At 68.4% G+C, this 26,500-nt stretch carries 27 protein-coding genes; 22 read left to right on the plus strand and 5 right to left on the minus strand.

Features of this window, described 5'->3' with window-relative positions; genetic code table 11:
- The first annotated feature begins 81 nt into the window (after window positions 1-81).
- From BM310_RS06960 to BM310_RS06980, 5 genes are all read left to right on the plus strand, one after another.
- Entirely contained in the window at window positions 82-1,527 is a 1,446-nt protein-coding gene (locus tag BM310_RS06960; protein ID WP_089805912.1) for a COG1361 family protein, read from the plus strand.
- Window positions 1,528-1,532: 5 nt separating this feature from the next.
- On the plus strand, window positions 1,533-2,228 hold the full coding sequence (locus BM310_RS06965; RefSeq protein WP_089807066.1) for an ABC transporter ATP-binding protein: 696 nt from the start codon (window positions 1,533-1,535) through the stop codon (window positions 2,226-2,228).
- Window positions 2,225-3,370 carry an ABC transporter permease gene (locus BM310_RS06970; protein WP_089805914.1) on the plus strand — a complete coding sequence of 382 codons (1,146 nt, stop codon included), beginning with the start codon at window positions 2,225-2,227 and terminating at the stop codon, window positions 3,368-3,370. Before BM310_RS06965 ends, BM310_RS06970 begins: the two co-directional genes overlap by 4 nt.
- 28 nt (window positions 3,371-3,398) lie before the next feature.
- Window positions 3,399-4,751 (plus strand): hypothetical protein, encoded by a 1,353-nt coding sequence (locus tag BM310_RS06975; protein WP_143105123.1) that lies wholly within the window; start codon window positions 3,399-3,401, stop codon window positions 4,749-4,751.
- A 66-nt stretch (window positions 4,752-4,817) separates the two neighbouring features.
- The gene (locus BM310_RS06980; RefSeq protein ID WP_089805918.1) at window positions 4,818-5,336 is read left to right on the plus strand and encodes an SRPBCC family protein; all 519 of its coding nucleotides are present in this window, start codon (window positions 4,818-4,820) and stop codon (window positions 5,334-5,336) included.
- Window positions 5,337-5,373: 37 nt separating this feature from the next.
- Here the strand turns inward: BM310_RS06980 and BM310_RS06985 are convergent, their stop codons facing one another.
- Both BM310_RS06985 and ribH read right to left on the minus strand, forming a co-directional pair.
- Window positions 5,374-6,522, minus strand: coding sequence for a pyridoxal phosphate-dependent aminotransferase (locus BM310_RS06985; protein ID WP_089805920.1), 1,149 nt, complete (start codon window positions 6,520-6,522; stop codon window positions 5,374-5,376).
- The gene (gene ribH, locus BM310_RS06990) at window positions 6,519-6,923 is read right to left on the minus strand and encodes a 6,7-dimethyl-8-ribityllumazine synthase (protein WP_089805922.1); all 405 of its coding nucleotides are present in this window, start codon (window positions 6,921-6,923) and stop codon (window positions 6,519-6,521) included. The genes BM310_RS06985 and ribH overlap by 4 nt, the downstream gene beginning before the upstream one ends.
- 240 nt (window positions 6,924-7,163) lie before the next feature.
- Between ribH and BM310_RS06995 the strand changes: the two genes are divergently transcribed.
- The 14 genes from BM310_RS06995 (at window position 7,164) to BM310_RS07060 (ending at window position 21,575) form a co-directional block, all read left to right on the plus strand.
- Window positions 7,164-9,014, plus strand: coding sequence for a flippase activity-associated protein Agl23 (locus BM310_RS06995; protein ID WP_089805924.1), 1,851 nt, complete (start codon window positions 7,164-7,166; stop codon window positions 9,012-9,014).
- A 128-nt stretch (window positions 9,015-9,142) separates the two neighbouring features.
- Window positions 9,143-10,309 (plus strand): 5-(carboxyamino)imidazole ribonucleotide synthase, encoded by a 1,167-nt coding sequence (locus tag BM310_RS07000; protein ID WP_089805926.1) that lies wholly within the window; start codon window positions 9,143-9,145, stop codon window positions 10,307-10,309.
- A 20-nt stretch (window positions 10,310-10,329) separates the two neighbouring features.
- Entirely contained in the window at window positions 10,330-10,965 is a 636-nt protein-coding gene (gene purE, locus BM310_RS07005; RefSeq protein ID WP_089805928.1) for a 5-(carboxyamino)imidazole ribonucleotide mutase, read from the plus strand.
- A 146-nt stretch (window positions 10,966-11,111) separates the two neighbouring features.
- On the plus strand, window positions 11,112-11,528 hold the full coding sequence (locus BM310_RS07010) for an NADH-quinone oxidoreductase subunit A (protein ID WP_089805929.1): 417 nt from the start codon (window positions 11,112-11,114) through the stop codon (window positions 11,526-11,528).
- On the plus strand, window positions 11,525-12,235 hold the full coding sequence (locus tag BM310_RS07015) for an NADH-quinone oxidoreductase subunit B (RefSeq protein ID WP_089805931.1): 711 nt from the start codon (window positions 11,525-11,527) through the stop codon (window positions 12,233-12,235). The genes BM310_RS07010 and BM310_RS07015 overlap by 4 nt, the downstream gene beginning before the upstream one ends.
- On the plus strand, window positions 12,232-13,911 hold the full coding sequence (locus BM310_RS07020) for an NADH-quinone oxidoreductase subunit D (RefSeq protein WP_089805933.1): 1,680 nt from the start codon (window positions 12,232-12,234) through the stop codon (window positions 13,909-13,911). The genes BM310_RS07015 and BM310_RS07020 overlap by 4 nt, the downstream gene beginning before the upstream one ends.
- Window positions 13,911-14,987 (plus strand): complex I subunit 1/NuoH family protein, encoded by a 1,077-nt coding sequence (locus tag BM310_RS07025; protein WP_089805934.1) that lies wholly within the window; start codon window positions 13,911-13,913, stop codon window positions 14,985-14,987. Before BM310_RS07020 ends, BM310_RS07025 begins: the two co-directional genes overlap by 1 nt.
- Entirely contained in the window at window positions 14,984-15,445 is a 462-nt protein-coding gene (locus BM310_RS07030) for a NuoI/complex I 23 kDa subunit family protein (protein WP_008389750.1), read from the plus strand. The genes BM310_RS07025 and BM310_RS07030 overlap by 4 nt, the downstream gene beginning before the upstream one ends.
- Window positions 15,446-15,557: 112 nt before the next feature.
- A complete protein-coding gene (locus BM310_RS07035; RefSeq protein WP_089805936.1) occupies window positions 15,558-15,818 on the plus strand; it encodes an NADH-quinone oxidoreductase subunit J in 261 nt (86 codons plus the stop codon).
- Window positions 15,815-16,201 carry an NADH-quinone oxidoreductase subunit J family protein gene (locus BM310_RS07040; protein ID WP_089805938.1) on the plus strand — a complete coding sequence of 129 codons (387 nt, stop codon included), beginning with the start codon at window positions 15,815-15,817 and terminating at the stop codon, window positions 16,199-16,201. Before BM310_RS07035 ends, BM310_RS07040 begins: the two co-directional genes overlap by 4 nt.
- Entirely contained in the window at window positions 16,201-16,503 is a 303-nt protein-coding gene (gene nuoK / locus BM310_RS07045) for an NADH-quinone oxidoreductase subunit NuoK (RefSeq protein ID WP_089805940.1), read from the plus strand. Before BM310_RS07040 ends, nuoK begins: the two co-directional genes overlap by 1 nt.
- A gap of 1 nt (window position 16,504) precedes the next feature.
- The gene (gene nuoL, locus BM310_RS07050; protein ID WP_089805942.1) at window positions 16,505-18,529 is read left to right on the plus strand and encodes an NADH-quinone oxidoreductase subunit L; all 2,025 of its coding nucleotides are present in this window, start codon (window positions 16,505-16,507) and stop codon (window positions 18,527-18,529) included.
- Window positions 18,526-20,055, plus strand: a complete 1,530-nt coding sequence (locus BM310_RS07055) for a complex I subunit 4 family protein (protein ID WP_089805944.1) — start codon at window positions 18,526-18,528, stop codon at window positions 20,053-20,055. The genes nuoL and BM310_RS07055 overlap by 4 nt, the downstream gene beginning before the upstream one ends.
- The gene (locus tag BM310_RS07060) at window positions 20,055-21,575 is read left to right on the plus strand and encodes an NADH-quinone oxidoreductase subunit N (RefSeq protein ID WP_089805946.1); all 1,521 of its coding nucleotides are present in this window, start codon (window positions 20,055-20,057) and stop codon (window positions 21,573-21,575) included. The genes BM310_RS07055 and BM310_RS07060 overlap by 1 nt, the downstream gene beginning before the upstream one ends.
- Window positions 21,576-21,633: 58 nt before the next feature.
- Here the strand turns inward: BM310_RS07060 and BM310_RS07065 are convergent, their stop codons facing one another.
- Complete coding sequence (locus tag BM310_RS07065; RefSeq protein ID WP_089805948.1) at window positions 21,634-22,032, minus strand: DUF7522 family protein; 399 nt, start codon at window positions 22,030-22,032, stop codon at window positions 21,634-21,636.
- A 101-nt stretch (window positions 22,033-22,133) separates the two neighbouring features.
- Between BM310_RS07065 and BM310_RS07070 the strand changes: the two genes are divergently transcribed.
- Both BM310_RS07070 and BM310_RS07075 read left to right on the plus strand, forming a co-directional pair.
- Window positions 22,134-23,603 (plus strand): DHHA1 domain-containing protein, encoded by a 1,470-nt coding sequence (locus tag BM310_RS07070; protein WP_089805950.1) that lies wholly within the window; start codon window positions 22,134-22,136, stop codon window positions 23,601-23,603.
- Between the two features lie 45 nt (window positions 23,604-23,648).
- Window positions 23,649-24,437, plus strand: coding sequence for a CBS pair associated ParBc domain-containing protein (locus tag BM310_RS07075; RefSeq protein ID WP_089805952.1), 789 nt, complete (start codon window positions 23,649-23,651; stop codon window positions 24,435-24,437).
- 30 nt (window positions 24,438-24,467) lie between these two features.
- Here BM310_RS07075 and BM310_RS07080 read toward each other — a convergent pair whose 3' ends face one another.
- Entirely contained in the window at window positions 24,468-24,698 is a 231-nt protein-coding gene (locus BM310_RS07080) for a DUF7543 family protein (RefSeq protein WP_089805954.1), read from the minus strand.
- Between the two features lie 98 nt (window positions 24,699-24,796).
- Window positions 24,797-24,973 (minus strand): hypothetical protein, encoded by a 177-nt coding sequence (locus BM310_RS21290; RefSeq protein WP_177232550.1) that lies wholly within the window; start codon window positions 24,971-24,973, stop codon window positions 24,797-24,799.
- Window positions 24,974-25,112: 139 nt separating this feature from the next.
- On the opposite strand from BM310_RS21290, the gene BM310_RS07085 reads away from it, so the two are divergent.
- Window positions 25,113-26,447: an MFS transporter gene (locus BM310_RS07085; RefSeq protein ID WP_089805956.1), complete on the plus strand. Its 1,335-nt coding sequence runs from the start codon at window positions 25,113-25,115 to the stop codon at window positions 26,445-26,447.
- Window positions 26,448-26,500: the final 53 nt, after the last annotated feature.

The raw sequence follows: 26,500 nt of genomic DNA on the forward strand, positions 1-26,500 counted from the left end.
TAGTATCCTGACACCGCCTGACGGCGGTGCCATTCGACGGCAGGTTTTTGCTGTCCGCGCGTCAGGTATGAATCAGATTACATGAGACGCGCAGCCGCCCTCGCCCTCCTCGTGGTGTGCTCGACGTTCGCCGGCATCGGACTCGTCGACGCCGCGACGACGGCGTACATCTCGGACGTGACCGTCTCGCCGGAGCAACCCGTCCCCGGCGAACGGTTCGTCGTCCAGACGACCATCCAGAACAGCCAGCAGAGCGACGGCGACTTCCAGATAACGGACGTCTACCTCCGCGGACGGGGGCGACCCCAGGACATCGGCCGCGTCGAGAACCCGGGGAGCATCCCGCCGGGCGCGAGCATCTCCGTCCCCCTGACGGCGCGGTTCGACAGTCCGGGGACGCGCGAACTCCGCGTCCACGTCGTCGGCCGAAAACCCGGCGGCGAACTCGTCCAACTGCAGTACCCCGTCGTCGTCACGGTCCGGCAGGGCGGCCCGCAGATAGGCCTCTCCGCCGGCGACGCCGTCGTCGGAACCCAGGGGCGGGTGCAGGTGACGGCCGTCAACGGCGAGGACAGCCCCGCCCGCAACGTCCGTGTCTCGGTGTCCGGACGCGACGTCAGCGTGAAGAACGACACCCGCGTGGTGGCGACACTGGGTGCCGGCGCCTCGCAGACGTTCAACTTCGCCGTGACGCCCACCTCGCAGGAGGCGGAACTGCAGGCCCGTCTGCAGTACACCTCGGCCGCCGGCAACACCCGCGTCGTCAACGACAACGTCACGCTCGACGCCGAACCCCTCCGCGAGAACGTCCAACTCGCGGTGGACACCGTCGGCACCGGCGCGCAACCCCCCGTCGCCGTGGACGTCTCGAACCTCGGGAACGCACCGCTGGAGAACCCGGTGGTCGAACTCTCGCGGGACGGCACCGTGGTGGTGCGCCGACCGGCGAACGAGATAGCGCCCGACCGGACGCGGACCGTCAGGCTCAACGTCACCGACCTGGAGTCCGGCCCGGTGGACGTCCGCGTCGGCTACCGGACGGGCGACCGGTCCGGCGAGGCGACGACGTCGTTCCGGTACGCCGCCAACCCCGGCCGGGTCGAACTCACCGGCGTCGACTACGAGATGGAGGAGGGGCGACTCCACGTCTCGGGGAGCACGAGCAACGTCGGCCTCGGCGCCGTCGACAGCGTCGTCGTCCGCGTCGTGGAGACGGAGACGGTGACGCCCGCGCGACCCAACCCCGAGTACTTCGTCGGGAGCATCCCGTCCAGCGACTTCGCCTCGTTCGACCTCTACGCCGAGGTGACGCCGGGGACGGAGACGGTCCCAATCGAGGTGACCTACCTGACGAACGGGCGGGAGCGAACGACGCGCACCGAAATCGACGTGAGCGACCTGAACGCCGGGGCGGACGACGAGAACTCCGGCGGGAGCGGACTCCCGTCGCTACCGCTCCTCGTCGGCGGCGTGCTGGCGGTTCTGCTCGTCGTCGGACTCGGCGCGTTCGCCTACACGCGGCGGTGACGACGATGTCCATCATCGAACTCGAACACGTGTGGAAGCGGTACGAGAGCGGGACGGAGACCGTCGAGGCTCTGAAGGACGTGAACTTCGCGGCCGAACCCGGGGAGTTCGTCACCATCATGGGGCCGTCCGGGAGCGGGAAGTCCACCATGCTGAACGTCCTCGGCCTCCTCGACACGCCCTCGGAGGGCGTCGTCCGCATCGACGGCAGCGACGTGACCGACCTCTCCGACGCCGAGATGACGACGCAGCGGAAGCGCTCCATCGGGTTCGTCTTCCAGAGCTACTTCCTCATCCCGACGCTGTCGGCCGTCGAGAACGTCGAGGTGCCGACGCTGTTCGGCACCGACCCCACCGCGCACGAACGCGCGACGGAACTGCTCGAACGGGTCGGTCTCGGCGACAGACTCGACCACCGCCCCGACCAGCTCTCGGGCGGGCAGAAACAGCGCGTCGCCATCGCGCGCGCACTCGTCAACGAACCGCGCATCCTCCTCGCGGACGAACCGACGGGGAACCTCGACCGGAAGACCGGTCGCGACGTTCTCGAACTGTTCTCCGAACTGAAGACCGAGGAGGACGTGGCCATCATCGCCGTGACGCACGACGACCAACTGCGCAGTTACTCCGACCGGGTCGTCAACCTCGTCGACGGGCGGTTGACCGAAGAGGGCGCGACGGCGGAGGGATACGGAAAGTGAGCCTCCTCGAGCGGCTCTACCGCCGGTTTCCCGCCCTCGTCATGGCGCGGCGGAACCTCTCGCGGAACCGTCTCCGCTCCGGGCTGGCCGCCCTCGGAATCATCATCGGCGTCCTCGCCATCGCCTCGCTGGGGATGTTCGGGACGACGCTCCGCGCGGGCGCGACCGAGCAACTCGGCGACATCGGCAACGAAATAAGCGTCTCGCCGAACGCGCAGGAAGGCTACGAACGCCTCAGCGAACGCGACGTGGCGGACATCCGGCGCGTCACCGACGAGGGGACGGTGGTCCCCGTCAGGCAGCGGTCGGCGACGCTGACACGCGGGCAGGACCGGACGATAACGACGGTGTACGGCATCGAGAACCCGGGGGTGCTGTACGAGGCGACGGAGGGCCGGTCGCCGGAACGCCTCCGACAGGGCGCACTCGTCGGGGCGACGCTCGCGGACCGACTGGACGTCGAACCCGGCAACCGCATCACGCTGGACAACCAGTCGTTCCGCGTCGTGGGCGTCCTCGAAGAACAGGGCGGTATCTCGCTTCTCAACCCGAACAACGCCGTCATCGTCCCGATGGAGTCGTTCGACGAGTCTGGCTACTCGCAGGTGGTCGTCAGGTCGCCGACGGGCACCGCGGCGAACCAGACGGCGATAGCCATCCGCGAGGAACTGAACGACCGCGAGGAGAAGGTGACCCTGTTCGAGTTGGGCTCCATCACGCAGGGCATCAACCAGTTCTTCGGTATCCTCAACGCCTTCCTCGTCGGCATCGGCTCCATCTCGCTCGTCGTCGCCGGCGTCAGCATCCTGAACGTGATGCTGATGAGCACCATCGAACGGCGGCAGGAGATAGGCGTCCTCCGCGCCGTCGGCGTGCAGAAACTCGACGTGGTCCGGATGATTCTCGCCGAGGCGGGACTGCTGGGTCTGGTCGGCGGCTTCTTCGGCGCCGTCCTCGCCGTCCTCGCCGGACTCGTCCTGAACCAGGTGGTCATCTCCGACCCCCTGCTGACGTTCGCGCCGACGAACCTGCTCTACATCGGCCTCGCCGTCGTCTTCGGCATCGTCACGAGCGTCCTGAGCGGCCTCTACCCGGCGTGGAAGGCGGCGACCGAACGCCCGGTCGAGGCGTTGCGGAAGTGACATCCCCCCGCACCGTCTCACCCCGGCAATGGTTTCGCCCACGGCGATGGTCTCTCGACGCCGGTTCCTGACCGCGGCCGCGGGAGCCGCGACGCTCTCGCTCGCGGGCTGTCTCGACGGTCCTTCTCCGCCCGTCGCCGACGCGCGCGGTTCGTTCGCCGTCCCCGCCGGCGACGGCCACGTCCACCTACACGCCTCCGCGAACCCCGTCGTCGCCGGGACGACGGCCCTCCGGGCGGCCCGCCGAACGGTCGCCTACCTCGGCGGCACGCCGCGGTGGGTGGCGGGCGTCCCCGACGGAAACGCGTCGCTGTGGGCCGTCGTCCTCGACGACGAGAGCGTCCTCGGATTTCGCGTCACAGACGACGGCGTCGAACGCGTGCCGGCGTCGCCCTCGCGCCTGCAGTACGGGACGCTCCCCGTCGTCTCCGGGGACGCGTCGGGCGTCGAACTCCGCACGGACCCGTGGACGACGGACCACTCGCACCCGGTCCGCGTCGGCGACGCCGTCGCCACCGTCCTCGGGGACGGCCGAGTGAGCGTCCGCCGCGGCGACGACAGGCGACTCGCGGACGTGGACGCCCTCCCCGACGCTCGACCCGTCGCCGCCGACGGGCGCGTCGCGGTTCTCGCCGGACGTACCACCGACTACCCGCACGGCGCACTCGGCGACGACGTCGAGGCGGAGTCGGTCGCACTCGTCTCCGCGGCGGGCGAGGAAGTCGCGCGACTGACGCCGCCCGGTGCGGACGCCGTCCTCGAAGGCACCGGCCCGATAGCCGCGGACGTGGACGGCGACGGCGAGGCGGAGTTCGTGACGACGGCGGCGGACGCCGCGGACGGCGCGCGAATCGTCGCCCTCGACGCCTCGGGCGACCACCGCGTCGGCCCCGCCGTCGGCGACGGCTTCCGCTGGCGGCACCCCCTCGCCGTCGCACCGTTCGGGCCGAACGGCGAACTCGAAATCGCCGCCGTGAAGACGCCGCACGTCGGCGGCGTCGCCGAGTTCTACCGCCCCGACTCCGCGGACGACGGCCTCGAACTGGTCGCCGAGTCGGCCGGCGGGTACGGCACGCACGCCTTCGGCAGTCGGAACCTCGGCGGCGCCGTCGCCGGCCGTCTCGCGGGCGACGACCGGTGGTGTCTGCTCGTCCCGGCGGGGTTCGGCGGCGACCTGACCGTCCTCCGGCGGACCCGCGACGGCGTCGAGTCCGTCGGGGCGGTGTCGCCGCTGGCGGCGCGGACGACGAACCTCGCGGCAGTCGGCGTGAGTGGCGGAGACGACGCTGGCGATGACGACGGAGGAGACGCGGACGGCGCCGGCGGCGACGTCCACCTCGTCGTCGGGACGGACGACGGACTCGCGGTGTGGACGGGGTAGCTCGGCGCGCCCTGTTGCGACGCCGGCGAGAGCGACAGCTAATATCTGAGCGCGCGTCTGAACGGTATGGCATCGAGTATCAGAGCGACGGCGTCGGCGAGCGTCGCGTGCGGCGTCGACGAGGCGTTCGCGTACGTCTCGGACGTCGAAGCGATGGCCGAGTGGGTCGACGGCGTCTCGAACGTGCAGCCGGTGTCCGGTAGCGACGCCAGAGCCGGCACTGACGTCGGCGACGTGTACGAGTACGACTACGCGTACAACGGCCGGACGGCACCGGTCCGGGTGGAGATTACCGCGTGCGAGCGCCCGACGCGCCTCGCGATGCGTTCGCTCTCGGGCCCCTTCCCGTTCGAGAGCGAGATACGACTCGCGGGGGACGGCCGGGAGACGAGACTGACGCACGCCGTCGAGTCCGGCGCGGACGGCCGGTTCACCGCGGCGGCGTTCACGCTCTTCGGTCCGGTACTGCGTCGACTGGCGGCGCGACGGTTGCAGAGAGAACTGGCTGACCTGACGGCGATACTCGAATCGCGGGACGCTGACGGGGAGTCGCCCGCAGACCCAGAATCCGCCGTCTCGGCGTGAGAACCGAGAGATCGGGCCGAAACCCGTCGGTTCGGCGTCAGATGTAGTCGTGTTCGGCGAGTCGCTCGACGGCCTCGCGCAGGCGTTCCTCGCTCGCGGCGTAGGAGATGCGGGCGTAGCCGGGCGACCCGAACGCCGACCCGGGGACGGTGGCGACGTGGGCGTCCTCGATTGCGCCCTCGCACCACGTCGTGTCGTCCTCGTCCACGGGGAGCATCATGTAGAACGCCCCGTCGCCGACGGGGACGTCCACGCCGTGTTCGGCGAACAGGTCGGTCAGCATGTCGCGGCGTTCGCGGAACGCGTCGCGCATCTCGGTGACGGCCTCGTCGGTGTTCGTCATGGCCTCGATACCCGCGCGCTGGACGAAGTTGACCGCGCAGGAGACCGAGTGCGAGTGGAGTTTCGCCGCCTGCGAGACGAGTTCCTCGGGCGCGTGGAAGTAGCCGAGGCGCCAGCCGGTCATCGAGTACGCCTTCGAGAAGCCGTTGACGGTGACCGTCCGGTCGGCCATCCCGTCGAGCGACGCCAGACTCGTCGGCTCGACGCCGTACGTTATCTGCTGGTATATCTCGTCGGAGATGACCGTCACGTCGTGTTCGACGGCGAGGTCACGGACGCCCTCGAGGGCGGCGTCGGAGTAGACGGCGCCCGTCGGGTTCGACGGCGAGTTGACGACCAGCAGTTCGGTGTCGTCGGAGACGGCCTCTGACAGGTCGTCGAGCGCGGGTTCGAGTTGGAAGTCGTACGGCGCGAGGTCCACGCGGTTCAGCGACCCGTCCGAGAGCTTCGTCATCGCTTCGTAGGACACCCACGCGGGGTCGAGGAGGACGACTTCGTCGCCGTCGTCGATGAGCGACTGGAACGTCTCGAACAGCGCCTGCTTGCCGCCCGGCGTGACGATGACCTCGTCGGCTTCGGCGTCGATGCCGTCGCCGCGCAGTTTCTCGGCGATGGCCTCGCGGAGTTCGCGGATGCCGTTCGACGAGGTGTAGCCGGTGTGGCCGGCGTCCATCGCGTCCTTCCCGGCCTCCACGACGTTCTCCGGCGTCGGGAAGTCGGGTTCGCCGACCGAGAGGTCCACCACGTCTACGCCCTGTGCCTCCAGCTCGCTCGCCTTGTTGCTGATGGCGAGTGTCGCGCTGGGTTCGACCCGCTCGACGCGGGCTGCAAAGTCGAAGCTCATGCCAACACCTCTACCATGTCGACCGCCGCGTTTACCGCTTCCGCACCTTTCCCGACGCGCTCTCTCGCCTCGGCACCGCTCTGCCCGGGGCCGGAGACGCCGAACGTGACCGGAACGTCGCGTTCGAGGCTCACGTCGGTGAGCGACTGCGCCGTGGCGTCGCCGATGACCCGGTCGTGCGCGGTGTCGCCGGTGACGATTGCGCCGACGACGGCGACGGCTTCCACGTCCGCGCGGCGAGCGAGCCGGTCCGCGGCCAGCGGCGAGTCGTAGACGCCCGGGACGCGGAGGACCTCCACCACGTCGGCGTCGCGTTCGGCGGCCGCCTCGCGCGCGGCCTCCTCCATCCTGTCGGTGACCGACGAGTTGAACTCGGCGACCACCAGTCCGAGAGTGACCATACCGTCCCGGTGCCTCGCTCCGATAAAAGAACTACCGAAGCGCGCAGGTACGGCCGCGCGGCCGGGCGAACGGGACGCGTCGAGTTGCGAGGACGGAGCGCGTCGGGCCCCGGCGACGGAGCGCGTCGAACCGCAGCGATGGAGCGCGTCCGAGAGGAGGAGAGTGGGACCGGACGAGTAAGTAAAGCGACCGTATGAGAGACCGTAACCGTTCTAACCACGGGGGCGGTTGGGTGTCACATGAGTTCGGACGACGCCGCCTCCGGGCCGTCCTCAGCGTCCGCGGCGACGGACGGGTCAGTCGCGACCCGTTCGGAGACGGACGCGACGACGCCCACCTCCACGCGAACCACCGTCGCCTACCGGCGTGCCCTGCTCGGCGTACTCGCCATCTCCGCCCTCGCCGTCGGGATGCGACTGGTCGCGCTCGGCGGCCGCATCTTCCACTGGGACGAAGGCCGCGTCGGCTACTGGATACTCCGCTACCACGACTCGGGCTACCACGTCTACCGCCCCATCGTCCACGGGCCGTTCCTCCCCGTCGTCAACGACTGGCTGTTCGCGCTCGCGCCGGCGTCGGACTTCCTCGCGCGGTTCCCCGTCGCCCTCGTCGGCGGGCTCCTCCCCCTCGGCGCGTGGCTGTTCCGCGAACGCCTCTCGAACGTCGAAGTCCTCGCGTTCGCCGGCGTCCTCGCCCTGAACCCGCTCCTCGTCTACTACTCGCGGTTCATGCGCAACGACGTGCTCGTGGCGGCGTTCGCGCTGTTCGCGCTCGGCTTCGTCGTCCGCGGGTTCGACACCGGACGCCTCCGCTACGCCTTCCCGGCGGCGTTCTCACTGGGGCTCGCGTTCACGACGAAGGAGAACGCCCTCGTCTACGTCCTCTGCTTCCTCGGCGCGGGCGCGCTCTTGGCCGACCACCGCCTCCTGAAGGCGACGGCCCGCGGCACGCCCGCCCGCGACGTGGTGTTCGGTCGCTGGCCCGCCGCCGTCCGCCGGCGCGTGCGGAACCACGACACCGCCGACCGGTCGGGGTGGCTGCGCGTCGGCGGCACTCTCGTCGGCGCGTTCGTCCTGTTCTGGGCCGTCTTCGTCTTCTTCTACGCGCCGCGGCCGGACCTCTGGCAGGCGCTCGGCGACCCGAGTCGCCTCCCGGGCGTCGTCGAAGCCGGGTCCGTCGGCTCGGTGGAGAAGTTCCTCGACACGTGGGCCGGCGGCGGCCACCAGGACCACGCCTACCTCCCGTACCTCCACGACCTGCTGGAGACGCTGGTGTACGGCGCGCCCGCCGTCCTCGGCTTCACGCTCGTCGGCGTCGTCGTGGACCGCTACGGGTTCTCCACGGGCGGGACGTACCGCGAACTCGTCGCGTTCGCCACCTACTGGGGACTGGCCTCGCTGGCGGGCTACCCCATCGCCACCGACATCGAGGCGCCGTGGGCCGCCGTCCACGTCGTGGTCCCCCTCGCCATCCCCGCCGCCGTCGGCGTCGCGTTCGTCGTGCAGGCCGCCCGGAGCGCACTCGCCTCCGACGACGCCGTCAGCGTCGGCCTCGTCGCCGTCATCGTCATCGCGTCCGTCGGCGGCGTCGCGTTCGCGAACGTCGAGTACTTCAACTCCACGTCGAACGACGACAGGCAGATTCTCCAGTGGGCCCAGCCCGGCAACGACCTGAAGCCGACGATGGGGAAAGTCGGGGCCGTGGCCGAGAGCCACGAGGGGACGGACGTGCTGTTCTTCAGCAGACCGGACCCCGGCAACCCCGACAGGGAACTGTTCTACGTCGAGAACGAGTCCGAACTGTTGCGGCCGCCGCCGCCGGGCGGAACCCACTGGCACGACCGCTTGCCCCTCCCGTGGTACCTCGCGAAGTACGACGCCGAGGTGGCGAGCACGTCCCCGGACGCGCCCGCCGAAGAGGCCCTCGCGGACGCGCCGCCGGTGGTCATCGTCCGCGAGTTCAGCCGCGAGGAGGCGGAGGCGCACCTCGACGGCTACGTCGCCTACGAACACGACTGGCGCCTCCGCAGCGAACACGTCGTGGTCTTCATCGACCGGGACGCCCTCGAACGGGCGGGCGTCGAACCGTAGCCGTCGCCTCGCCGCCACCCGCCGTGGACGCATCGTTCCCTCACCGACCCCTCGAACGATACACGGACGTGCGCATTCTCCGGGTCTGTTCGGTAACGTTTATGCAGTAATCTCCACAACCGCCGACCGTGACAGTCACCGTACCCGGTCCCACGCTCGGCGTCGTGGGCGGCGGCCAACTCGGGCGGATGCTCGCCGAGGCGGCCGCGCCCCTCGGCGTCGAGGTGGTCGTCCTCGACCCCACCCCGGACTGCCCCGCCGCGCCCGTCGCGCGCGACCACGTCGTCGGCGACTTCGACGACCCCGAGGCGTTCCGCGAACTCGCCGCGCGGACGGACGCGCTCACGTTCGAGATAGAACTCGCCGACTCCGACCTGCTGGACGAGGTGGCCGACGAGTACGGTCTCACGGTCAACCCCGCGCCCGAGACGCTCTCGCTCATCGAGGACAAACTCGTCCAGAAGGAAGCGCTCGCCGACGCCGGCGTCCCCGTCCCGCCGTTCCGCCGCGTGGACGACGCGGACGACCTGCGCGACGCCCTCGACGAGTTCGGCGCGGTGATGCTGAAGGCGCGAACCGGCGGCTACGACGGCCGCGGCAACGTCCCCGTCCGCGACGAGAGCGAGGTCGAAGAGGCCCTCGACGCCGTCGGCGGCCCGGCGATGGCCGAGGCGTTCGTCGACTTCGCGCGCGAACTGTCGGTCATCGCGGTGCAGGGCGACGGGGAAGTGCGGACGTTTCCGGTGGGCGAGAACGTCCACGAGGCGGAGATTCTGCGCGAGACGGTCGTCCCCGCCCGGACGACGGACGCGGTCCGCGCGCGCGCCGACGAGGTGGCCCGCGACGTGCTCTCGGTGCTGGACGGCCGCGGGGTGTTCGGCGTCGAACTGTTCGAGACGCCCGACGGCGACGTCTCGGTGAACGAGATAGCGCCGCGCCCGCACAACTCGGGTCACTGGACCATCGAGGGGGCGCGCACCTCGCAGTTCGAACAGCACGTCCGCGCGGTCCTCGGGTGGCCCCTCGGGTCCACCGCGCGCCGGGCGCCGACCGCGATGGCGAACGTCCTCGGAACCGTCGAGGAGACGCGCCCGGCGACGCTGGGCAACGTCGAGTCCGTCCTCGCCGCCGAGGAGGCGTCGCTGCACTGGTACGGCAAGGACGACGTGCGCCCCCTGCGGAAGATGGGCCACCTGACGCTGACGGGCGCGGACGGGGCGGCCGACGACGAGGCCGACGTAGACGGACTGCTGGCGCGGGCGCGGGACCTGCGCGACGGACTGACGTTCGACTGACGACGACGCTCGGAGCTATCATGACAGACGACACAGACGACGTGACCGTCGAATCGCTCATCGACCGACTCCGCGCCGAGGCCGACGCCGACGCAGACCCCGAGACGACGCCGGACGTGGGCGTCATCATGGGGTCGGACTCGGACCTCGACGTGATGCGCGGCGCGCACGAGGCCCTCGACGAACTCGGCTTCGCCGAGCAGACCGACTTCCACGACGCCCCCGACGCGCGCTTCACCTACGAGACGTACGTCGTCTCCGCGCACCGGACGCCCGACCTGATGTACGCCTACGGCGAGACGGCGGCGGAGCGAGGCCTCGACGTGATAATCGCCGGGGCGGGCGGCAAGTCCGCCGACCTGCCGAACATGACCGCCTCCATCGCGTACCCGCTCCCGGTGGTCGGCGTCCCGGTGCAGGAGAAGTCCGTCGACTCGGTCATCGGTATGCCGACGGGCGCGCCCATCGTCGCCGTGGACGCGGGCAAGTCGTTCAACGCCGCCCTCTCGGCGGTGCAGATGCTCGCGCGCGAACACGAGGTGCTGGAGGACCGACTCGTGGCGTACCACGAGTCGCTGACGGGCGGCGTCGCGCGCGACTCGCGTGACCTGCACGACATGGGCGTCGCGGGGTACGTCGCGTCCCGCGAGGAGTAACACTCGCGGCGGTTGAAAGTCGCTCGCAGGAGAATTTTACGGTCTTCGGTGATTTCCGGATAGTTACCCGGTATAACCGCCGGACGCACACAAATCAACGCTTATAGGGGGCCGCTTCTAACCGGGGAACGTCAGGAGACTACGGAATGAGCGAATGGATCGCAATCGGTGCGTTGGCCGTCGTCGCAGTCGGCATCCCGCTCGGGATGATGGCTGTCTCGGCGATTCTACGGCCAAGCGTGCCGGAACAGGGAAAAAGTGCCACGTACGAGAGCGGTGAGATACCGACGGGTTCGGCGCGCGTCCAGTTCAATATCCAGTACTACATGGTCGCGCTGCTGTTCGTCGTGTTCGACATCGAAACCGTGCTCATCTTCCCGTGGACCGTCATCTACCGGTCCGCGCTGAGCCAGGGTGCGAGTCTGACGGAGGTCCTGCTGCCGATGCTCGTTTTCATCGGCGTGCTGGTCGTCGGCCTCGCCTGGGCGTGGCGCAACGGCGCCGTCGAGTGGGTCAAAAGCCCGCTGGCGAAGCGTCGGAAGACAGAGAGACAAGACGCATGAGTAGCGAACAGAACCAACCATTTGTCACGGACGACACACAGGTACAGACCAAGACCCGCGACGCCCGGATGACGGGGTCGGGGACGGACAACCGGTTCAACTCCAAGCTTCGCGAGGCGTTCGGCTCCTCGCCGTTCATCCTCACGAAGTTCGACAACTTCATGAACTGGGTCCGCGGGTCCTCGATGTTCATGCTGCAGTTCGGTATCGCGTGCTGCAGCATCGAGATGATGCACACCTACTCGGTGAAACACGACCTCGACCGGTTCCACGCCGGGGTCCCGCGCGCGTCGCCGCGACAGGCGGACGTCATCATCGTGCCGGGGACCATCGTCTCGAAGTTCGCGCCGCGCATGAAGCGCGTGTACGACCAGATGCCCGAGCCGAAGTTCGTCATCGGCATGGGTTCGTGCACCATCTCGGGCGGCCCGTTCCAGGAGGGGTACAACGTCATCAAGGGCGCCGAGGAGGTCATCCCGGTGGACATCCACGTCCCGGGCTGTCCCCCGCGCCCCGAGGCACTCGTCTACGGCGTCGCCAAACTGCAACAGCGCATCGCGCAGGGCGAGTCGAGTCCGGTGACGGTCAAGCCGTACGAACTGGAGCAGTTCGGGGACCTCGAACAGGACGAACTCATCGACCACCTCGCGGACCAGATCGACGAGGACGACCTGGTCATGCGGTACAACTGGGCTGATTCGCCATGAGCTTAGAGGAACGACGCGACCAGGACGAACGCACCGACGTCCCGGTGACCAAACCGACGACGGCCGAAGAGATAGCCGACCTGCTCGGTGACCTCGTCATCGGGCGCGAACAGCACATGAACGCACCCGGGTTCGTCATCCGACCCGACGACGTTCAGGAGACGCTGTTCCGCCTGCGCGACGAGGCCGGGTTCGACCACCTGTCGAACGTCACCGCCGAGGAACGCGAGGACCGGTACGAGACCATCTACCACCTCACGAGCTACGACGACCGGACGCGCGAGGTCAGCGTCGTCGTCCCGGCGGCGAAGGACGCCCCGGTCAGTCAGTCGGCCGCCCCCGTGTTCGACACCGCGGACTGGCACGAACGCGAGGCGTACGACCTGATCGGCATCCAGTACGAGGGCCACCCGGACCCGCGCCGCATCCTCCTGCCGGACACGTGGCAAGGGCACCCGCTGTCGATGAACTACGATCAGGACCGGCCGCAGATAGTCACGCTCAAAGAGTGGGCGAACCCGCTCGAGGGCGACAAGCGGAGCGAGGAGGGCGACACGATGTACCTCAACATCGGGCCGCACCACCCCGCGACGCACGGCGTCCTCCACGTGCGGACGGTCCTCGACGGCGAACAGGTCGCCGACGTGGACCCGGACATCGGCTACCTCCACCGCTGCGAGGAGCAGATGTGCCAGACGAAGACGTACCGCCACCAGATCATGCCGTACCCCGACCGCTGGGACTACGGCTCCTCCGGTCTCCTCAACGAGTGGGCGTACGCCCGCGCGGCCGAGGACCTCAACGACATCGACGTCCCCGAGTACGCGCAGATCATCCGGACGATGGGCGCGGAACTGTGCCGCATCGCCTCGCACATGCTGGCGCTCGGGACGTTCGCGCTCGACATCTACGGCGACTTCACGGCCATCTTCATGTACGCCATGCGCGACCGGGAGATCATCCAGAACATCCTGGAGGACCTCACGGGCCAGCGCATGATGTTCAACTACTTCCGCCTCGGCGGCGTCGTCTGGGACCTGCCCGAACCGCGCGAGGAGTTCTTCGAGAAGATCCGCGACTTCCTCGACGACCTGCCGGAGGCGCTCGAGGAGTACCACGACATGATCACCTCGAACGAGATTCTGCAGGTCCGGACCATCGACACGGGCGTCCTGCCGCCGGAGGTCGCCAAGTCGTACGGTGCGACCGGCCCCGTGGCGCGCGGGTCGGGCATCGACTACGACCTGCGCCGCGACGACTCCTACGGCTACTACGACGAACTCGACTGGGACGTCGTCACCGAGGACGGCTGTGACAACTTCAGCCGCCTCCTCGTTCGCATGCGCGAGGTCGAGGAGTCCGCGAAGATCATCCAGCAGTGCGTGGACCTGCTGGAGGACTGGCCCGAGGACGAGCGCACCATCCAGTCGAACGTCCCGCGGACCCTGCGTCCCGAGGACGACACCGAAATCTACCGCGCCGTCGAGGGCGCGAAGGGCGAACTGGGAATCTACATCCGCGCCGACGGCACCGACAAGCCCGGCCGGTTCAAGATTCGCAGTCCGTGCTTCTCGAACCTCCAGACGCTCGGCGAGATGTCCAACGGTGAGTACATCCCGGACCTCATCGCCTCCCTCGGGAGCCTCGACATCATCCTCGGCGAGGTGGACCGGTGATGGTGCCGCTGCCGTTACAGTCCGGCGGAGGCGGCCCGACGCTGCTGCCGGAGACGATCGCCAACCTGCTCGGCCTCTCCGGAACGGTGGGTCAGATAGTCGGCGGTCTGCTCGGCGCCTTTCTCATCGCCAACATCCTGCTGCTGCAGACGGCCGTCGCCGGCCCGTGGGCCAAGCGGAAGATAACCGCCGCGTTCACGGACCGCATCTCGGTCAACCGCGTCGGTCCGTTCGGCCTGCTCACCATCGTGGTGGACGCCGTTCGCCTGCTCTCGAAGGAACTCGTCATCCCCGACCAGGTCGACCGACCGGCGTACGACCTCGGACCGCTTCTCATCCCGTTCTCGGCGCTGCTGGGCTTCGCCGTCATCCCCATGGGGAACGGCATCCACCTCGCCGACCCCGAGACGGGGCTCGCGTTCGCGTTCGCCGCGTCCTCCATCGCCTCGCTCGGACTGGTGATGATGGGGTACGGGTCGAACAACAAGTACTCGCTGCTCGGCGGCCTCCGCGCCATCGCGGCGAACCTCGCCTACGAGATTCCGCTCGTCATCACGGGCGCGTCGGTGGTCATCTTCACCGGTTCGCTCCAGATGAGCGAAATCGTCGCCGCGCAGGCTGAGCCGCTTCTCAGCGTCGCGGGCGTGACGATTCCGCAGTGGTTCGCGTTCGTCAACCCGTTCGCGTTCGCGCTGTTCGTTCTGGCGAACCTCGCCGAAGTCGGCCGGAACCCGTTCGACATCCCCGAGGCGCCGACCGAAATCGTCGCCGGATACCAGACGGAGTACTCCTCGGTGTACTTCGTCCTCATCTACCTCGGCGAGTTCGTCCACATCTTCTTCGGCGGCGCCATCGCGGCGACGCTGTTCCTCGGCGGTCCCGCCGGGCCGATTCTGCCGGGATTCGTCTGGTTCCTCGCGAAGATATGGGCGTTCTACTTCTTCACGCAGTGGATGCGCTCTGCGATTCCGCGGCTCCGAGTGGACCAGTTCCTCGACGTCGGCTGGAAGGGGATGCTCGTCCTCTCGTTCGCTAACCTGGTGCTCACGGCCATCATCGTGGGAGTGATAGCATGATCGGACTGCTCAAATCCATGGCGACGACGATGAAGCACGCGCTGGACGGCGAGACGTTCACGGTGGAGTATCCGGACGTCGCGCCCGAAGTGAGTCCCCGGTTCCGCGGGGTCCACAAGTTCAGTCAGGAACGCTGCATCTGGTGCCGCCAGTGCGAGAACGTCTGCCCGAACGACACGATTCAGATCGTGCAGGACGACCAGCGCAACGGCGAGCAGTACAACCTCCACATCGGACAGTGCATCTACTGCCGCCTGTGCGAGGAGGTCTGTCCGGTGGACGCGATTCTGCTGACGCAGAACTTCGAGTTCACCGCCGACACGAAAGACGAGTTCGTCTACAACAAAGAGCAGTTGAAGAACGTCCCGTGGTACAAGGACATCGACCCGCTGAACTCCCGAGAACCCGACCGCGACGCGTGGATCGGCGAGGGAGACGGCGAAGTCGACTACCAGTGAGGTGACGCACGGGAGTGGACGAACCGCTCGGTCGTCCGCGGCGGGGTCGAGACGACTCGGCCGCCGGACGTTCTCGAAATGTTCAAAGGGATACCTCAAGGAGACACACACAATGGTTTATGAAACCATCGCGTTCGCGCTGTTCGCCCTCGTGACCGTGGGCTGCAGCCTGGGCGTCGTCCTCGTGCGGGACATCTGGCATTCCGCACTCCTGCTCGGGGGCGCGCTCTTGAGCGTCGCGGTGCACTACGTGATGCTGCAAGCGGAGTTTCTCGCCGCGATGCAGATCCTCGTCTACGTGGGCGGGGTGTTGATTCTCGTCACGTTCGCCGTGATGCTGACGCACGTACGACCGGAGGGGAGTAGCACATGACAACCAAACCGGAGCTGAATCTCGGTTCGCATCTCGTACCGGGACTCGCGGCCGTCGCGCTGTTCGTGGTGATGGTGGCGGCGTTCCTCAGCGCGTCGCTTCCGGACCCGACGGGGTTCGGCGCCGACGCGAACATCACTGCCAGCATCGGCTACGCGATGTTCAACCTCGACTTCGGCGACGTGGCCTCGGAGAGCTTCCTCGTCGCCTTCATCGTCATCGCGGTGGCGCTGGACGTGGCACTCGACGGTGCGGTTCTGCTGGCGCGGCGGGAATCCAGCGAACCAGGCAGCACCGAAGGCGGGCTGGTCTCGGACGGCGGGCGGCGACTGAAGCAGACGCTCACCGGGTCCGGAGACGACGAGACGGAGGGTGAGAACTGATGGTTCCACCGGAGTACTACCTGGTGCTCTCGGCGGCCATCTTCTGCATCGGCCTGTTCGGCATCCTGACGCGGCGGAACGCGCTGCTGTTCCTGATGTCGGTCGAGCTGATGCTGAACGCTGCCAACATCAACCTCGTCGCGTTCTCCTACGTCTGGGGGAACGTCACCGGCCAGACGTTCGCGCTGTTCACGATGGCGCTCGCGGCCGCAGAGGTCGCGATCGGACTCGGTATCATCATGGTGTTGTACCGTAACTTCGGCGGCGTCGACGTCACCGACGCGACGACGATGAAGTGGTAAGATGGCAGGGATATTTGACTTCACTCCGGCGATCGTACTGCTACCGTTCGTCTCGTTCCTGGTCGCCCTGTTCGCGGGCAAGTACATGCCCAAGGGCGGCGCGTTCGCCGGCATCGTCGCGACGGCGGGGTCGTTCCTCCTGTCCATCGCGACGTTCTTCACGGTGAGCGGGGGACAGACGTACAACCAGACCATCTACACGTGGGCCAACGGGCTCGACGGGGCCGTCACGCTGACGTTCGGCCTGCTCATCGACCCGCTGTCGGCGATGATGCTCATCATCGTGACGCTCATCGCCCTGCTCGTCCACGTGTTCAGTCTCGGCTACATGAACGACGAGGGCGAGACGGGCCTGCCGCGCTACTACGCCGGCCTCGGCCTGTTCACCGCCTCCATGCTCGGGTTCGTCGTCGCCGACAACCTGCTCATGGCGTTCATGTTCTTCGAGCTGGTGGGCCTCTGCTCGTACCTGCTCATCGGCTTCTGGTTCCGCGAACCCGGCCCGCCGTCGGCGGCGAAGAAGGCGTTCCTCGTCACCCGCTTCGGTGACTACTTCTTCCTCGTCGGCGTCGTCGCCGTCTTCGCGACGTTCGGGACGGCGGCGTTCGCCGGGTCCGAGTCGTTCCCGCACCTCGCCGAACAGGCGCTCGCGGGCGAACACTCGGTGAACACGTTCGGCTTCGCGCCGGAGACGTGGTTCACCATCGTCGGCCTCCTCGTCCTCGGCGGCGTCGTCGGGAAGTCCGCGCAGTTCCCGCTGCACACGTGGCTGCCCGACGCGATGGAGGGCCCGACGCCCGTCTCCGCGCTCATCCACGCCGCGACGATGGTCGCCGCCGGCGTCTACCTCGTCGCGCGGATGTACGGCTTCTACGCGCTGTCGCCGACGGCGCTGGCCATCATCGCCCTCATCGGCGGCTTCACGGCCCTGTTCGCGGCGACGATGGGCGTCGTCAAGCGCGAGATAAAGCAGGTGCTGGCGTACTCGACCATCTCGCAGTACGGCTACATGATGCTCGGACTGGGCGCCGGTGGCTACGTCGCGGCGACGTTCCACCTCATGACGCACGCGTTCTTCAAGGCGCTCCTGTTCCTCGGTGCCGGGTCGGTCATCATCGCGATGCACCACAACGAGAACATGTGGGACATGGGCGGCCTGAAGGACGAGATGCCCGTGACCTACTACACGTTCCTCTCGGGGTCGCTGGCGCTGGCCGGCATCTTCCCGTTCGCCGGCTTCTGGTCGAAGGACGAGGTGCTGTACGAGACGCTCATCCACGGACTGGGCGGCAGCCCCGTCCTGCTGGTCGCCTACGCGATGGGTCTGCTCGCCGTCTTCTTCACCGGGTTCTACACGTTCCGGATGGTGCTTCTCACCTTCCACGGCGAACCGCGGACGGAGACGGCCCGAGACCCGCACGGCGTCCGCTGGAACGTGAAGGGACCGCTCGCCGTCCTCGGCGTCCTCGCCGCGACGGCCGGCGTCGTCAACATGGTGCCCGTCGAGAAGCTCCTCGGCATCAAGGGCATCGACTTCCTGCACCAGTGGCTTGACGGGAGCCTCGAAGGACTGAACGCGCACCACTACGGTGAGCTGCTCCCGTACAGTTCCGCCTACATCGGCGGCGGCGAGACGGCGACGGTGGCCATCGGGGCCGCCGTCTCGCTCGGCCTCGCCCTCGCCGGCGCGGGACTCGCCTACTTCCTGTACCGCGGCCCCGAGCCGACGGAACACACCGACAAGCTCGGCGGCATCAAGACGCTGCTCTACAACAACTACTACCAGGACGAGTACCAGGTGTGGCTGGCCAACAGCGTCGTTCGCCCCATCTCGCGCGGGGCGGACAAGTTCGACCAGGGCGTCGTCGACGGCGTCGTCAACGGCGTCTCCAGCGTCAGCCTGTTCTCGGGGAGCCGGGTCCGCCGCCTCCAGTCGGGCGTCGTGAGTAACTACGCGATGCTCCTCACGCTGGGGCTGACGGCCCTGCTTCTCGGCTTCGGTCTGCTCGGAGGGTGGTTCGCATGATAATAGAAGCGCTCATCGCCGCGACGTTCGTCGCCGCGCTGGTCGTGTTCGTCGCTCCCGACGAGTACGCCGGCCGGCTGGCGGCCGCGCTCAGTCTGGTCCCGGTTCTCGGGAGCCTCTGGATGTGGGCACAGTACGACGCGAGCGGGAACGCCCTTCTGGGCGGGTCCATCGCGTTCGAGACGGACTTCGTCTGGCTCGCGCTGGGCGGACTCGACGTGCACTGGTTCGTGGGCGTCGACGGCATCAGCCTCCCGCTCGTCGTCCTCACGACGATTCTCACGACGCTGGCGATCGTCAGCGCGTGGACGCCCATCGACGTGCGGCAGTCGCAGTTCTTCGGCCTGATGCTGTTCATGGAGGCGAACCTCATCGGCGTGTTCACCGCGCTGGACTTCTTCGTCTGGTTCATCTTCTGGGAGGCCGTGCTGGTGCCGATGTACTTCCTCATCGGCGTCTGGGGCGGCGCCCGCCGCAAGTACGCGGCTATCAAGTTCTTCGTCTACACGAACATCGCGTCGCTCGTGATGTTCATCGGCTTCATCGCGCTCGTGTTCGGCCTCGGCGACTCCGTGTCGTCGCTGCGCCTGCCCGAAATCGCGATGGCCTTGCGGGGCGGCGAACTCGGGAGCTTCGCGGGGCTGAACGCCGAGACGCTGAAACTCGTCGCCTTCGTGGCGATGTTCGTCGGCTTCGCCGTGAAGGTGCCCGTCGCGCCGCTTCACACGTGGCTGCCGGACGCTCACGTCGAAGCCCCGACGCCGGCGTCCGTGATGCTGGCCGGCGTCCTCCTGAAGATGGGGACGTACGCGCTGCTGCGGTTCAACTTCACGATGATGCCGGACGTGGCGAAGGCGCTCGTCGTCCCCATCGCGGTCATCGCGGTCATCAGCGTCATCTACGGCGCGGTGCTCGCGTTGGCCCAGCAGGACCTCAAGCGCATCGTCGCCTACTCGTCCGTGTCGTCGATGGGCTACGTCATCCTCGGACTCGTCGCGTACACGACGTACGGCGTCGGCGGCGCGACGTTCCAGATGGTCGCACACGGCCTCATCTCCGGACTGATGTTCATGGCCGTCGGCGTCATCTACAACACGACGCACACGCGGATGGTCGGCGACATGTCGGGCATGGCCGACCGGATGCCCGTCACCGCGGGCATCTTCGTGGCGGGCGCGTTCGGCTACATGGGGCTGCCCCTGATGGCCGGCTTCGCCGGGGAGTTCTTCATCTTCCAGGGCGCGTTCGCCTCCACCGTCCACTCCGCGATGCCGCTGTTCACGGCGGCGGCGATGTTCGGCATCGTCATCGTCGCGGGCTACCTGCTGTTCGCGATGCAGCGCACGCTGTTCGGGCCGTTCCGGTTCGACGGCGACTACGAGGTCACCGAGGCGCCCGTCCACGACGTGGCGCCGCTTGCGGTGCTCCTCCTCCTCGTCATCGTCCTCGGCGTGGCGCCGGACCTGTTCTTCCAGATGATTCAACAGGCAGTTAATCCGATTCTCGAGACGGGAGGTGGCGTCTGATGGTCGACGCAGTCGCGCTCCAGTCCGGTGCGCTCCCCGACTGGACGGCCGTCGCTCCGGCGCTCATCCTCGCGCTGACGGGCCTCCTGCTGCTCGTCGTCGACAGCATCAAGCCCGGCGAGTCGGAGAACAGCGCGCTCTTGGCGTCGGTCGCGACGGCGGGGTCGCTATTCGCGTTCGGCGTGGCCGGCTGGTTCCTCATCCAGGGGACCGGACAGGCCCGGACGGGCGGCGCCATCACGCTGTACGGTGACGCTCTCGTCGTCGACGGGATGAGCCTGTTCTTCACGCTCATCTTCACCATCGTCGCGGCGATGGTCTCCATCGCCTCGCTCGACTACCTGGCCGACCAGGAGTATCAGGGCGAGTTCTACTCGCTGGTGGTGTTCGCCGCCACCGGCATGACGCTGATGTCGATGTCGAACTCGCTGGCGACGGCGTTCGTCAGCCTCGAACTCGCGTCGCTGCCGTCGTACGCCCTCGTGGCGTTCCTGAAGAAGAACAGAGGCAGCGTCGAGGCGGGCCTGAAGTACTTCCTCATCGGCGCGCTCTCCTCGGCGGTGTTCGCGTTCGGTATCAGTCTCGTGTACGCCGCCACCGGCTCGCTGCTGCTCCCGGAAATCGCGGCGGCCGTCGGCGGCGCGAGCGAGATGGCCGGCGTCCTCGGTATCGGCGTGCTGATGCTCCTCGGCGGCTTCGCGTTCAAGACGGCCTCCGTCCCGTTCCACTTCTGGGCGCCGGAGGCGTACGAGGGCGCGCCCGCGCCCGTCTCGGCGTTCCTCTCGTCGGCCTCGAAGGCCGCCGGGTTCGCCATCGCGTTCCGCGTCTTCGTCGAGGCGTTCCCGCTGGGTCAACTCCCCGCGGGCGTCGAGTGGGTCGTCGCGTTCCAGATTCTCGCCGTCGTCACGATGACGCTCGGGAACTTCGCCGCGGCCACGCAGGAGAACGTCAAGCGCATGCTGGCGTACTCCTCCATCGGTCACGCGGGCTACGCGCTCATCGGTCTCGCGGCCCTCACGGCCAACGGACCGAACGGCGACGTCCTCGGCGCGTCGATGGCGCACCTCATGGTGTACGGCTTCATGAACACCGGCGCGTTCCTGTTCGTCGCGCTGGTCGAACACTGGGGCGTCGGCAAGACGTTCGAGGACTACAACGGCCTCGGCGCCCGCGCGCCGATGGCGAGCGTCGCCATGAGCGTGTTCATGTTCAGCCTCGCCGGCCTGCCACCGTTCGGCGGCTTCTTCTCGAAGTACGCCCTGTTCTACTCGGCCATCGAGTCCGGGTTCTGGTGGCTCGCCGCCGTCGGCGCGATAAACAGCGCGCTGTCGCTGTTCTACTACAGTCGCGTCGTCAAGGCGCTGTGGATAGAGGACGCGTCGCCGTCGCTCGAACTCGGGTCGAAACCGGTCGGGCTGTACACGGCCGTCATCTTCGCCGCCGTCGGGACGCTGCTTCTGCTCCCGGCGTTCCAGCCCGTCATCGAGACGGCACAGACCGTCGCCACCGCGCTGTTCTGAGCGCGGCCGGCGAACGATTTCGTTCGGTTCGCGGTCCGTTCTCCCGTTCGCTCTCGTCTTACGCCGTCTCCGAAATCGGCTCGGCGAGGAGTTCGCTGAGCGCGCTCGCGACTTCCTCGGAGTGTCGCTCCGTGATGCTGTCCGTCGTGACGAACACGCCGTGTTGGTTCCGCGTGACTCGCGTCATGTAACCGTTCTCGAACGCCCGCACCGTGTACTCGTAGTTGCCGAGTTCCGACCCTCGGTACGCCCGCGCGGCGCGGAACCCGTCCGTCTCGTGCTCGACGAATCCGGCCAGATCGGCGTCGGATTCGAGGTCAGACCGGAGATAGATCTGTTGGAATCTGGTGGGAGTGAAGTAGGTGATACTCCTGAGACTGTCTCCGACGGCCGTCCGGCAGGCGGCCCGAATCGACTCGGACAGGTCGGACGACACGAGGTCAGGGTCGGCATCCATGACGTGCGTTACCACACGTGCGTCGGGCATAATTCCATCGCCGGACGAGGGCCGAACCACAGGACGGTAGGGTTTTGCCGGGCGGGGCCGACAGACGAGGTATGCAACGGCGGTTGGTCCTCGGGTGCGGGTCGGCCGCGGAACGGGCCGTCGAACGGTTGGCCGAGTGGCCCGGCGAGTTGACCGTCCTCTCCCGGCGGACGGACGTCGTCGACTCGTTCCGAGAGGACGGCGTCGCCGCCGAACGGTGCGTGCCCGACGAGGAGGAGGAGTACCCCGACGCGGTGGACGTGGTGTTCGTCGCCAGCGACGACGCGGCCACGAACCTCGACGCCGCACGTTCGGCGCGGGCGCGGTTCCCCGACGCCTACGTCGTCGCCTACGTCGGCAGCGACGCCAACGCCGACACGCGGGCCGAACTCACGGCCGCCGCGGACCGACTCGTGGACGCGCGGACGATTCTCGTGGACCGACTCGGCGAACTGACCGAGGGGACGGCGGCCGACCGACTCCACCGACTGTTCCGCATCCTCAAGAGCCTGAACGGCCCGCTCGCCGTCGTCATGCACGACAACCCCGACCCGGACGCCATCGCGAGCGCCCTCGCCCTCGTCCGAATCGCAGAGAGCGTCGGCGTCGACGCCGACCCGTGCTACTACGGCGACATCTCCCACCAGGAGAACCGTGCGCTGGTGAACCTGCTCGACATCGACCTGGTGAACCTCGAACGCGGGGGGAACGTCGACGGCTACGACGGCGTCGCCCTCGTGGACCACTCCCGCCCGGGCGTGAACGACGGCCTGCCGGCGGACACCGCGGTGGACATCGTGGTGGACCACCACCCGCCGCGGGCGCCCGTGGAGGCCCGGTTTCTCGACCTCCGGCGGGAAATCGGCGCGACGAGTACGCTGATGACCGACTACCTGCGCCGCCTCGACGTCGAACCGGGCGCGACGGTGGCGACGGCGCTCCTGTTCGGCATCCGCATCGACACGCGCGACTTCACCCGCGAGGTGTCGCCGTCGGACTTCGAGGCGGCGGCCTGGCTGGTACCGCACGCCGACCTCTCGACGCTCCAGCGAGTGGAGTCGCCGAGCATGAGTCCGGAGGTGCTGGAGACGCTGGCGCGCGCCATCCAGAACCGCGACGTGCGCGGCGACGCGTTGGCGACGAACGTCGGCGAGATTCGGGACCGGGACGCCCTCGCGCAGGCGTCCGACCGCCTGCTCGACATGGACGGCATCCGTCTGGTCGTCGTCTACGGCTTCAAGGACGGCACCGTCTACGTCTCCGGACGGGCGCGCGGGACGGACGTGGACCTCGGCGAGACGCTCCGCGACGCCCTCGGCCCCATCGGGAGCGCGGGCGGCCACGCGGACATGGCGGGCGCGCAGATTCCGCTCGGCATCCTCGCGGACGTGGGCGAGGACTCCCGCGAGTCGCTGTCCCGCGTCGTCACGGACGTCATCTCCGGGCGCGTGTTCGAGACGCTCGAAGACGCCACGCGAACGCTCGACGTGGACGAGGGCGGGACCGACCTCGCGTTCGAGTTCCCGATGGACGAGTGGTGAGCGGCGGGGGTCACCCTTTTGCCGCCACCCGCCGTACGGACGACGATGAGCGGGAAGGCTGCCGTCGAAGACTACATGACGAGAGAAGTACAGACGGTGTCTCCCACGGACTCCGTCGCAGACGTGGCGAAACGCATCGTCGAGAGCGACGGACACAACGGCTTTCCGGTGTGTGAGGGTCGGAAGGTCAAGGGATTCGTGACCGCTCGTGACCTCCTCCTGGCGGACGACGAAGCGCTCATCTTCACCGTCATGTCCGAGGACATCATCGTCGCCCACCCCGACATGGGGGTGAACGAAGCCGCGCGCGTCATCCTCCGGTCGGGCATCCAGAAACTCCCCGTCGTGGACGACGCGGGCAACCTCGTCGGCATCATCTCCAACACCGACGTCATCCGCTCGCAGATAGAGCGGGCGACGCCGGAGAAGGTGGGGAAACTGATGCGGACGCTCGAACAGATTCACGGCATCACGGTCCACCAGGAGCGCGACGCCGTCGAGTTGAGCGACCTCATCCCGACGCAGGCCCGCGTCTACGCCGACGAACTCGAGGGCCGACAGTACGAACTCGAACGCGGGCTGGCGGAACCGCTCGTCGTCATCGACAACGAGGGCACCCTCCTCCTCGCCGACGGCCACCACCGGGTGATGGCCGCCGACCGACTCGGCATCGAGGAGATGGACGCCTACGTCATCGTCGTCGACGACCCCATCGAACTCGGGATGCAGCGAACCGCCGAGAAGGAGGGGTTGGAGTCCATCGCGGACATCGACGTGGTGGACTACGCCCGACACCCGCTGGTGGAGACGACGAAGCGACTGCAACAGGACTGAACGGCGGTCATCGGCGGCGCGGCGCGTCCGTCAGCCGTCGACGTCGTACTCGTCCTGCCACGCGGCGACGGCGTCTCGCGCGTCGGCTTCGGTGTCGAACCGCTCCCGCCGGTAGCCGCGCCCCTCGGGCGACTGGTGGAGACGGTCTAATCGGACCGTCCAGGTGTCGTCCGGACTGCGCCGGAGTCGGACGGTCACGACGCCGTCGCTTCGCTCCCACTCCGTGACTCGGTCGTCCGCGCGGACTTCCTGCCAACTCATGCGTTCTCGTCCGCCGCGAGCGCACCTGATTCTTGCTCTCCGTCCCCGGGGCGCGGTGCGTACGGCCGCGTCGTCGGTGCGCCGAACGGGCCGCCGAGTCAGTCGAGCGCTCTCGTCGTCGTCCGCGCCGACGAGTCGGCGCCCGCGAGCGGGCCGGTTCGGGCGCCACAGCCCGGGCACTCGGGGTAACCGAGCGAGTCGTAACTGAGCGCGTCCGCACGTTCGAGTTCGCCGCAGGCCACACACTCGAAGTACGAGGTCCATTCGAACGTCATGTGGTATCATTCGTGGTGATAGTCTTTGTTAGCGACCGCTTACCACGGCGTTCGCGGCGGGTCGCGCTCCCCTCACGGCGGGCCGGCGTCCCCGGGCGTACCGGTGGGTTCATCCTCGATTCGTCCTCAGGTGGGAGTAATGAGCGTGGACAGCTCCCGCCGGGCGCTCGCCGTCGTCTTCGTCATCGTCTTCGTCGACCTGCTGGGGTTCGGCATCCTCATCCCGGTCATCCCGCTGTACGCGCTCTCGTTCGGCGCGACGGAGTTCGTCGGGAGCCTCCTCATCGCCTCCTACTCCGCGATGCAGTTCGTCGCCGCGCCGTTCCTCGGCCGCCTCTCGGACGCGCGCGGCCGCCGGCCCGTCCTCCTGCTGTCACTCACGGGGTCGGTGCTCGCGTGGACGATGTTCGGCCTCGCCGGGTCGCTGGCGGTGCTGTTCGCCGCCCGGATGCTCGCGGGCGCGATGGGCGGCAACATCGCGACGGCGCAGGCGTACATCGCCGACGTGACGCCCCCGGAGGACCGCGCCCGCGGCCTCGGACTGCTCGGCGCGGCGTTCGGTCTCGGCTTCATCTTCGGGCCGGCGCTGGGCGGGTTCTTCGCCAGCGAGTTCGCCGTCGCCGCCGCCGGGTCGGTGTTCCCGGCGTGGCTCCCCGCGACGGAGTTCTCCCTGCCCAGTTTCGCCGCCGCCGCCATCACGGGCGCGAACCTCGTCGCCGCGTACTTCCTGTTGCCCGAGTCCCGGCCGCCGGAGGCGCGCGCGGCGTCCCGCGAGGCCGACGGCGAGTCGCGTCTGGCCGAGTTGGCCGACGCCCTCCGCACGCGCGGACTCGGGACGCTCGTCGTCTCCTTCTTCCTCGTCTCCTTCGCGTTCTCCGCGCTGGAGAGTCAGTTCATCTTCCTCACGAACGACCAGTACGGCTACGGCGCGACGGAGAACGCCGTCCTGCTCACCTACTTCGGCGTCGTCATCGCCGTCGTGCAGGGCGGGCTCATCGGCCCGCTCACGGACCGCTACGGCGAGTACCGCATCGCCATCGTCGGCGCGGCGATACAGGTGTTCACGCTCGCGGCCGTGCCGTTCGCCCCCCTCCTCGGCGAGTATCTCCCGTCGGTCGGTCCGCTGCTCCCCGTCGGCCCGACGCTCCCGGCGGCCGTCGTCGCCCTCGCGTTCGTCGTCACGCCGCTTGCCTTCGGCAACGCCGTGACGAACGTCTCGCTGAACACCCTCGTCTCGCGCTCCGCGGCCGCGGACGAACAGGGCGGCGCGTTCGGCCTGACGCAGAGCGCGGGCAGCCTCGCGCGGACGTTCGGCCCCGCCCTCGCGGGACTGCTCTACACCGCCGTCGACTTCTGGGCGCCGTTCGTCCTCGGCGGCGCGCTCATGATTCCCATCGTCGTCCTCCTCGCGCGACTCGACGTGTCGCTGCTGTCCGGGGCGGGAGAGACGACGCCCGCCGAGACGCCGGAGTGAGTCGCCGGACAGAGCGGGTGGACGGTTCCGCCGGACGGCGGACGGTGCTGCGA

It is taken from the genome of Halogeometricum rufum (assembly GCF_900112175.1).
GTDB classification, from domain to species: domain Archaea; phylum Halobacteriota; class Halobacteria; order Halobacteriales; family Haloferacaceae; genus Halogeometricum; species Halogeometricum rufum.